Genomic DNA, 9,264 nt, shown 5'->3' on the forward strand with positions numbered 1-9,264 from the left:
GCGAGAGTCCTGAGCCGTCGCGCCAGATAGGCTGGTCGGGTAAATCGGCCAGGATGCTGGTTTTGGCATGTTCGATGGCTTGCGTGGTGTTGAGCGGCAGGCCGTGGGCGGCGGCATAGAGTAGCATCGTTTGCTCGGCCATCATGTTGTCGCTCACTTCCATCATGCGCTTGTAGAGCGAGTCGGACGGGATACTGTTCACCATTTTCCACGGACCGGAGAATTGTTCGTCGGTTAGCGTTACTTCTTTCTTCAATCCATAAGACAAGAGCGCGGCGGTTATTTGGTTTGACGTGCGAACTGGAATATCCTGCTCCAAACCGCTGGGCAGGGCATTGAGCGAACGACGGAAGTGATTGCTGTAGCGGTCGCGCACCAAACCCATAATGGTCGTGTCCAGATCCAGCGAATCCTGCCAAAACTCGGGTTGCACGCGCACGTAAAGGCCCGACGGGCTGGTGAAGCGGGCGATGTTGCCATACACGGGCAGCGGCGAGCGTTCGGCCTGGTAGTAGTCGTTGTAGTCGTCCCACGACCAGCCGGGCCCGTAGGTCGGGTTGTCGGTGTTGGCGGTCGAGAACAGGAGTTTTTCTTTTCTATTTTTCAAAAAATTGAACACTGCGCTCTTGGGCAAATCAGGATGCAGCAGCGACGGGTCGCCCGTGCCGCGAAAGACGAGGACGCTGTCTTGCAGTTGGTATTCCAACCCTGGGATCGAATCGCCCAAAGCCGTCAGGGCGGCGTAAAAACTGAAAAGTTTGGTATTGGAAGCGGGCGTGAAGTACTTATCATCCTGGTAGGAAGCCAGCGTTTTCTGTTTGGCGGGATCGTATACCGAAATCCCGACGTGATGCTGAGAGAGAACAGGCGAGTTTTTGACCTCTTTATGGATGTAACGGGAGACGGAACAGCCGGAGAGAAGCAGCGGGAGCAGGAGGTACTTGAATAGGTAGTTTTTACACATAATGTCTTTGGACAGGCTAACTTGTCAGGATTATTCTATTCCGGCGAATGTACTTGGAAAAGGTGAATGCTCCGTTACCAAAATATCACAGGCCAGGTTTGAGGAGACGGTATCAAACAGACGCCTTGGATCTCGTCGAAGAATTATCCCCCATGAAGGCCCGGAATTCCTGGGCTAAAACATCTGCCAATATCAAGGGGTCAATATCCAAAGCTTTGCAAATGCGAAAGACGGTGGGCATAGTGGGTTTACTTTTACCGCTTTCGATGCGCGAAATATGAGCCTGGTTTATACCCGAAAGAGTGGCCAATTGGGTTTGGCTAATCTGCTTTTTTTCACGCTGCTCGGTGATTATTTGGGCTAGGTTTTTCATAATATTACAGTCGGTGATGAAAAATAAAAATGTCGATTCGGTCGGTTAGGTTTTCAACTGCGTGGCGTTCCCGAGGAGATACTTTTACAAGACAAGACAAAAGTTTATCCCTTAAATTTGTCAAGGCTGAGAAAATCTCTTCGATCTGATCATCAGTGGGGTCGTCCGTAGCTTGAAGATCATCAAGAGCCGCTCTGCCATAGCGTATGGCTAACTCTATATCGAAATCAAAGCCCAGCACGTGTTCCAGCAACCAGTCGGATTCCTCATAAAGTATTCGAATACGTTCAATCATATCACGGTTGACAAATTCTTTTTACCAAATTATGCTATCCATGCATAATTTGCAAACTCACACAATAATTATCCTTTCTATTTCACAGTTTCAATGACCGACCTCCTTCCCGTCTTAAAGCAATACTACGGCTACGACGCCTTCCGCCCGGTGCAGGAAGAAGCCATGCAGTCGGTGCTGGATGGGCGCGACACGCTGGTGCTGCTACCGACGGGTGGTGGAAAGTCACTGTGTTTTCAGATACCCACTTTGGCTCGGGAGGAGGGTGTGTGCATCGTGGTGACGCCGCTGATTGCCCTGATGAAAGATCAGGTCGAGCAACTCAAAAAGCGGGGTATCCAGGCGGCGGCGATTCACTCGGGCATGAGCCGCCGCGAAATCGACGTCACGCTCGACAACTGCATCCACGGTGGTTTGCGGTTTCTATACGTCTCGCCCGAGCGGCTGCGGACCGAAATCATGATCGAGCGCACCAAGCTGATGAAGGTGTCGCTGCTGGCGGTGGACGAGGCGCACTGCATTTCGGCTTGGGGCTACAATTTCCGCCCGGCGTATTTGCTCATTGCCGAGTTCCGCGATCTACTGCCGGGCGTTCCGCTCATCGCCCTCACGGCCTCGGCTACGGCGGAGGTACAGACGGATATTCTGGATAAGCTGGAAATGAAGCAGCCGCAGGTGTTCCGGCAGTCGTTTGCCCGCGCCAATCTTTCTTACTCGACTTTCTACGAAGAGAATAAAGAGCGCAAACTACTGCAAATTCTGACCAACGTACCAGGTACTTCCATCGTCTATGTCCGCACCCGCAAGCGCACGCAACAGGTGGCCGGGTGGCTTTCGCGCCAGAAAATCCGCGCCGACTACTACCACGCCGGACTACCCTTCGCCGACCGTAGTGCGAAACAAATGGCCTGGCAGCGCGGCCAAACGCGGGTCGTAGTGGCAACCAACGCTTTCGGTATGGGTATCGATAAAGCCGAGGTTCGTTCTGTCGTCCACCTCGACCTGCCCGCCAGCCTGGAAGCCTACTACCAGGAAGCCGGGCGCGCCGGGCGAGACGGCGAAAAGGCTTATGCCGTCGCACTTTTTAACCATAAAGATACTGACGACCTCGCGCAGGCCGTGGAGCGTCAATACCCACCCATCCAAACCTTGCGTCGCGTGTATCAGGCGTTAGCTAACTACTTCAAACTAGCCGTGGGCGGCGGCGAGTACACGAGTTACAGCCTGGACATGCACGAGTTCGTCAATACTTTTGGGCTGAATCTGTCGGAAACGCACTACGCCCTCAAACTACTGGAAGAGGAAGGCTTCGTACAACTCAGCGACGCCATCAATGAGTCGTCGAAGCTTCATTTATTGGTGGACAAGCAGCAGCTGTACGATTTCCAAATTCGCAATCCCGACTACGATTCGTTTCTGAAACTACTGCTGCGGATGTACGGTGGGGAGTTGTTCTCGGAATACGCCAGAATCTCGGAGGGAGAGATCGGCCGCGCCTTTTATGCCCAGCTACCCGAGGTCGCTAATCGGTTGCAGTTTTTGCAGGAGCGCGAAATTATCGACTACGAAAAGCGGCGCGATCAGCCCCAACTGACCTTCCTGACACCCCGCTTCGACGCGGAACACTTGCCGCTCAATATTTTTGAAATAGAAAAAAGAAAAGAGCGCGACCTGAGCAAAGTCGGGGCGGTGGTTCATTACGCCCAGCATCCGACACAATGCCGCACCCTGCTGCTGCTCGACTACTTCGATGAGCACGACGGCCAGCCCTGCGGCGTCTGCGACAATTGCCTGAAACGACAGAAAGCCGAAACCGCTCACGAAGATTCGGACGCGCTGCGGCAGCAGTTGGTCGTTTACCTTCACGACAACGGCCCCACAGCCCCACGCCCTTTGAGTGAGGCTTTTAAAAAGATTCCCGAAAAAAAACTGCTGCAGGTCGTGCGAAAACTGGTCGAACAAGAGTTGATTCTGTACGATGACCAAGGAAAACTCACACTAAATGCCACCCAAAGTTTATGAAAAAGCACCTTACAGTTCTCCCCCTCTTTCTTGTTTCAATTGCTAATTCCACCCTGGCTCAGCAGGTTCCTGGCCTGGCTATCAGCAACTACGGCGGGTTGTACCGCGCCACGCAGAACCCCGCCACGCTGGGCGGCTCACGCTACAAATGGCAAATTAACCTGATTACGATCGGCAGCACGGTAAACAATCGGTACTTTTATTATTGGGGCAAAAACTCCTTTCTCTATCCGCAACTGGTACCCCACTCTACAGACGAACTTTATGGCCGCTCGCGAACGATGGGTTCCATTTCGCAGGGCGACCCGCTACACGTCGCGAGTGAGATTCGGCTGCCTTCGGTCATGTTTTCGGTGGGAAAAAGCCACGGCTTTGCCGTCCAGCTGCGGTCACGGGGCTTTGTGTACGGCAATAATTTACCAAAAGACCTTCGCCGAATGTACTTCAAGCGACTCGATACGCCGGACACGCCCACTGGAGCGGGCGAGTGGGGCGACTTCGACCTCGGCCAGCAGAGTTTTTCGGAGGCTAGTTTTTCTTACGGATTGCAACTGGTCAACTGGCGCTCGCACAAGTTGAAGGTGGGAGCCACGGCCAAGTACATTTTTGGGGCAAGAGCCAACTACCTGAAAGCCTCGGCGGATCGCTACGAAATCAGCCCAATGCCAGGCGGTGAAACGGATGAGAAACAACTGATTTTGAACAATCTCGCCTACGAAAGCGGCTACACGTACCCCAATGCCCCCTGGAAGCTGAGCGAACTGACTAACGCCACCAAGTACGGTAGCGGCTGGGCTTATGATCTGGGCGCAACCTACGAGTTGGGTTCGTACTGGCACCATCTGGAAACGGACGATGACGCCCGCCCCGGCTACCTGCTACGCTTCTCGGCCTCAGTCACCGACCTGGGAGTTATCCGCTACGAAAGTCCCGACGGTAGGGTACTTTCCGGTAGCCAGAGCCGAACGGTTATAGGTCAGAAAGAACTCGAGATCATCGCTGATCGGGGTGCGCAAGGGTTCGCCGAAGTACTGCCCGGCTCAAGCGAGACCATGCTGGCGCGGGACGCCCGCCTACCCGCCGCCCTGCATTGGGACGTGGACGTGCAATTGGTCAAGTCATTTTTTTTGAATGTCGCGAAAAACAAACGCTACGGTGTCGCGCCAGAAAGTCCGATAGATATGACGCAGCCGGACGCGCTCATCATTACGCCCCGTTTCGAGAACGAGGATTCGGATTTCTCCCTGCCCCTGACTTTCATCGAGGGTAACAATAAAGTGATGCTGGGAGCGCTGGCGCGTTTCGGGCCTATCCACGTCGGATTCAGCAATATTGGCGGTTTCCTCAACCGCAAAAATCCCGACGCCCAGCGGGCAACCTATCTGTACGCGGGATTTTCGGTGTGGAAGTTTAAGGCAAGGAAGTGAGTGAGATCAAAGTACTGGTAATTGCGGAACTGTCCGATTTTGAAACCTAAGTGTTCGGAATCGGACAGTTTTATTTTGTATTATTTCTGATAACCAGCTAGTTATTTTTTTGGCATAGTTTTTCACTCAGTCAACGGTTTAAGGCTTACAGCGGTTCTGAAAGAAATCGAAGAACGTCAGTCAACGGCACGGACGGCCGCGGCCGCCCCGCTTTGACCACTCACCGTTGATCTACAAAAACCATGCTCTCCAACTACCTGAAAACCTCCCTGCGCAATTTGAAGCGCCACAAAACCTACGCCGCCATCAACATCGTCGGCCTGGCGCTGGGCATGGCTTGCGGGTTACTCATTTTCATGCTGGTGAAGTACCACCTAAGCTTCGACAACTTCCACGCCAATTCCGACCGCGTTTACCGCATCGTCACCGAGATGCACCGCGATGTGATTGCCCACACGCCGGGCGTACCGAGTCCGCTGGGCAAGGCGTTTCGCGACGATTATGATTTTGCCGAAAAGGTGGCCCGCATCGCGACTGAGGAAGACATGACGATCACGGTCAAGAATGGAGACGAAGCCGAATTTTTTAAGGAAGAAGGAGGGGTGGCGATTGTGGAACCCGCGTACTTCGATATCTTCAATTTTCCTCTGATACAGGGCGATATGAAGAGCGCTCTGGTCGAGCCGAATACGGCTATTATTTCCGAAAGCCTGGCCAAGAAGTACTTCGGCGACGCCGACCCGATCAATAAAACAATTCGGTTCGGGGAGAAAATCGATGCAAAAATCACCGGCGTCCTGCAAGATTTTCCCAAAAATACCAGCCAGAAAACGGAGATTTTTGTCTCTTACCCGACCCTCAAACAACACAACGAATGGCTGGCAAGCGAAGATGCCTGGGGCGGCATCAACAGTGGGGTACAGTGCTTCGTGCTGCTGCGGCCGCAGGTGAGCGTAGCCCAGGTGGAGAAAGTCTTTCCGGCTTACGTCACCAAGCACCGCCCGACCAGCACCAACGTCCACCACTACAAACTCCAACCGCTGGACGACATCCACTTCAACGCCGATTATTACGGGCCGATGGACATGAAAAGGTTGTGGGTGTTGTCGTTCATCGGGCTGTTTCTGATCGTGACGGCCTGCGTCAATTTCATCAACCTGGCTACGGCGCAGGCACTCAACCGCGCCAAAGAAATCGGCATGAGGAAGGTACTGGGGGGCCGCCGGAGCGAAGTTTTTTGGCAGTTCATCGCCCAAACGGGCGTCATCACGGCACTTGCTCTGGGGCTGGCGGTGCTGATAGCTTTGGCAGCGCTACCTTATGTCAATAACTGGTTTGGTGCGCAGGTGCAATTCAATATCTTGAATGACTGGCAGTTGTTGCTGTTCGTTCCCGCGTTGGTAATACTTGTGACGTTCCTGGCGGGTTCGTATCCGGGTCTGATTCTGGCGGGTTTCCAGCCCGTGGTGGCATTGAAGGGTAAGCTCTCGCAGCAGCACATCGGCGGCTTCAACACCCGCCGGACATTGATCGTTACGCAGTTTGCGCTGTCGCAGATTCTGGTGATCGGGATGATCGTCATCGCCAGGCAGATGAATTATTCCACAAATGCGGATCTGGGCTTTGACAAAGAGGCCGTAGTGATGATCCCGGTTGCTTCGGACTACCCGCAGGGCAAAGCTCTCAAAGGCGAAATGGAGCAATTGTCGGGCGTCGAAAATGTGACGATGTGCTATGCCGCCCCGGCGACGAACAACGGTGGTTGGAACACGTCGCCCCGCTATAACAATGAACCCGAGGAGCAGGAGTTCCTGGTATCGGTCAAGGCGGCGGACGCCGATTATGTCGAGAGTTTCGGCCTGTCGCTCGTGGCGGGCCGAAACGTGTTTCCGGCGGACACGGCGCAGGAGTTTGTGGTAAACGAGGCTTTTGCCCGGAAGCTCAATCTTAAATCTCCGCAAGAGCTATTAGGGAAAAAGCTAAACCTCAACAGCGACACCGAAGGTCCGATCGTGGGCGTGGTCAAGGATTTTCACGACGCTTCCCTGCGCGAAGAAATCCATCCGATCGCTATTTTTACGGCTCCCAGTCTTTATGATAATTACGCCGTAAAAATGAACACGAGCAACATTTCCGCCACGATGGCCGCCCTTGAAAAAACGTGGAAGGCCCGCCATCCCGACCAGCTTTTCGACTACGAATTCCTGGACGACGACATCGCTTCTTTCTACGAAACCGAAACGCTGATGCTGAAATTGATTCAGGTATTTTCGGCCCTCGCGCTGTTTATTGGTTGTCTGGGTTTATACGGGCTGGTGTCGTTCATGGCCGCGCAAAAAACTAAGGAAATCGGTATTCGGAAGGTACTGGGTAGCAGCATCGCCCAAATCCTCTGGATTTTCGGCAAAGAGTTCAGTCGGCTGATCGTGATCGCCTTCGTCATCGCCGCCCCACTGGCGTGGTGGCTCATGCAAAGTTGGCTGGCCGATTTCGAGTTCAAGGCCGACATCGGTGCCGGGATTTTCGTCTGGGCGTTGCTGGGTACTTTTATCGTGGCTTTTGCCACGGTGAGTTATCAGGCGGTACGGGCGGCGTTGATGAATCCGGTGCGGTCGTTGCGCTCAGAGTGAGTCGCATTATTTGAATACGTAGTTCAAATCAAGTTCAAAGCCCGTGACGGGATCTTCCAGTACCCCATCGGCAAATATTTGCTTCGATCCGTCAGGTAGTAAAATGTACACGTTTTGCAGAACGGGAATAACCAGCCAGACAGACTGTACCCCCGCCGGGAAATATTGTTTATAGGCTTTGTCGGTCAATTCGGTGAGTGCCTGCCGGGGCGACAGTATCTCGACCGCAATGATGGGTGGCTGGGAATAAAAAATAACGTCGTTGAGCCAGTCCACGTCGAGATTGTTGAAAATAGAGACGTCGGGCTTACACTTACCCGTCGAAAGTTCAAGTTCCAACTCGGGCAGAATATCATACTGATTGTCGTAGCGGTCAAGGGCCACGCTCAAGCGGTGTATTAGTTTGGAGTGGTTTACAGACATGATGTCTTCGGAATGATACTCTTCGATGAGATCGTGATAAGCAGTTTCCATATCTTATTCTTTTTCTTTTTTTTCAAATATAACCAAAAACAGCCATGCTTTCCAATTACCTCAAAATCGCCTACCGTAACCTCGTCCGCAATAAAGCGTACTCCTTCATCAACATCGGCGGCCTGGCGGTGGGCATGGCCGTGGCGATTATGATTGGCCTGTGGATGAAGGATGAACTGACGTTCGACCATTACCACAAAAACCACGACCGCATCGCGCAGGTCTATCAAAGCCAGACCTTCAACGGCAAAATCGGCACTGGCCCCGCCATTCCGCGTCCGCTGGAGATGGCGTTGCGCAACGGCTACGGCGATAACTTCAAGCACCTTGTGATGAGTACCTGGCGGTTTCGGAGCATTTTGGCGCACGGTGAAACCAAACTGGTGAAACAAGGTAACTTCATGCAAGAGGCCGCTCCCGAGATGCTGGGATTGACAATGCTCTCGGGACAAAAGGACGGCTTGAAAGACCCCAATTCCATTCTCCTGGCGGCTTCCACGGCCCAGGCGCTTTTTGGCAACGAGAACGCTACGGGTAAAACCGTGAAGTTCAACAACAAGTATAATTTCAAAGTGGCGGGCGTGTACGACGACATTCCCGCCAACAGCGAGTTCAGCAAGACGACTTACATCGCTCCCTGGGAACAGTACGTGACCAACACGGACTGGGTCAAAAACTCGGTGGACCATTGGGGCAACAACTCTTTCCAGATGTTTGCCCAAATCGCCGACAACACTACGATGGCGCAGGTCTCGTCTACAATCAGGGATGTCAAATTAAAGGATGCGCCCAAAGACTTTATTCCGTTCAAGCCAGTAATATTCCTGCAACCGATGAACGACTGGCACCTGCGCTCCAACTTCGAGAACGGCGGGCAGACGGGCGGGCGCATCGAGAACGTCTGGCTGTTCGGTATCATCGGCGTCTTTGTGCTGCTCCTGGCTTGCATCAATTTCATGAACCTCAGCACCGCCCGCTCGGAGAAACGCGCTAAGGAAGTCGGCATCCGCAAGTCGGTGGGCTCGGTGCGTTCGCAGTTGGTCGGGCAGTTTCTGAGCGAATCGTTTATGGTCGTCGGG

8 protein-coding genes are annotated in these 9,264 nt (G+C 53.3%); 4 read left to right on the plus strand and 4 right to left on the minus strand.

The features are described 5' to 3' along the window. The 3 genes from ACEW8P_RS26185 to ACEW8P_RS26195 all read right to left on the minus strand — a co-directional run. A partial coding sequence (locus ACEW8P_RS26185; RefSeq protein ID WP_373516011.1) for a D-alanyl-D-alanine carboxypeptidase occupies positions 1–964 on the minus strand: 964 nt, incomplete at its 3' end. Positions 965–1,076: 112 nt separating this feature from the next. Continuing rightward, positions 1,077–1,337, minus strand: a complete 261-nt coding sequence (locus ACEW8P_RS26190) for a helix-turn-helix domain-containing protein (protein ID WP_373516012.1) — start codon at positions 1,335–1,337, stop codon at positions 1,077–1,079. 4 nt (positions 1,338–1,341) lie between these two features. Beyond that, entirely contained in the window at positions 1,342–1,632 is a 291-nt protein-coding gene (locus ACEW8P_RS26195; protein WP_373516013.1) for a hypothetical protein, read from the minus strand. A gap of 93 nt (positions 1,633–1,725) precedes the next feature. Between ACEW8P_RS26195 and ACEW8P_RS26200 the strand changes: the two genes are divergently transcribed. The 3 genes from ACEW8P_RS26200 to ACEW8P_RS26210 all read left to right on the plus strand — a co-directional run bounded on the left by ACEW8P_RS26200 (position 1,726) and on the right by ACEW8P_RS26210 (position 7,711). After that, positions 1,726–3,654 (plus strand): ATP-dependent DNA helicase RecQ, encoded by a 1,929-nt coding sequence (locus ACEW8P_RS26200; RefSeq protein WP_373516014.1) that lies wholly within the window; start codon positions 1,726–1,728, stop codon positions 3,652–3,654. Continuing rightward, complete coding sequence (locus tag ACEW8P_RS26205) at positions 3,651–5,081, plus strand: DUF5723 family protein (protein WP_373516015.1); 1,431 nt, start codon at positions 3,651–3,653, stop codon at positions 5,079–5,081. Before ACEW8P_RS26200 ends, ACEW8P_RS26205 begins: the two co-directional genes overlap by 4 nt. Before the next feature lie 242 nt (positions 5,082–5,323). Next, complete coding sequence (locus ACEW8P_RS26210; protein ID WP_373516016.1) at positions 5,324–7,711, plus strand: ABC transporter permease; 2,388 nt, start codon at positions 5,324–5,326, stop codon at positions 7,709–7,711. Positions 7,712–7,717: 6 nt separating this feature from the next. On the opposite strand, the gene ACEW8P_RS26215 is transcribed toward ACEW8P_RS26210, so the two are convergent. After that, positions 7,718–8,185 carry a Uma2 family endonuclease gene (locus tag ACEW8P_RS26215; protein ID WP_373516017.1) on the minus strand — a complete coding sequence of 156 codons (468 nt, stop codon included), beginning with the start codon at positions 8,183–8,185 and terminating at the stop codon, positions 7,718–7,720. A 44-nt stretch (positions 8,186–8,229) separates the two neighbouring features. Between ACEW8P_RS26215 and ACEW8P_RS26220 the strand changes: the two genes are divergently transcribed. Beyond that, the coding region (locus ACEW8P_RS26220; RefSeq protein WP_373516018.1) for an ABC transporter permease at positions 8,230–9,264 on the plus strand (1,035 nt) is incomplete at its 3' end.

The sequence above is a fragment of the Persicitalea sp. genome (assembly GCF_041751555.1).
In the GTDB taxonomy this organism is placed as follows: Bacteria; Bacteroidota; Bacteroidia; order Cytophagales; family Spirosomataceae; genus Persicitalea.

Coding starts and splice junctions, on each gene's coding strand:
- ACEW8P_RS26190 (WP_373516012.1), bottom strand. CDS start 1,337: ATGAAAAACCTAGCCCAAATAATCACCGAGCAGCGTGAAAAAAAGCAG.
- ACEW8P_RS26195 (WP_373516013.1), bottom strand. CDS start 1,632: ATGATTGAACGTATTCGAATACTTTATGAGGAATCCGACTGGTTGCTG.
- ACEW8P_RS26200 (WP_373516014.1), top strand. CDS start 1,726: ATGACCGACCTCCTTCCCGTCTTAAAGCAATACTACGGCTACGACGCC.
- ACEW8P_RS26205 (WP_373516015.1), top strand. CDS start 3,651: ATGAAAAAGCACCTTACAGTTCTCCCCCTCTTTCTTGTTTCAATTGCT.
- ACEW8P_RS26210 (WP_373516016.1), top strand. CDS start 5,324: ATGCTCTCCAACTACCTGAAAACCTCCCTGCGCAATTTGAAGCGCCAC.
- ACEW8P_RS26215 (WP_373516017.1), bottom strand. CDS start 8,185: ATGGAAACTGCTTATCACGATCTCATCGAAGAGTATCATTCCGAAGAC.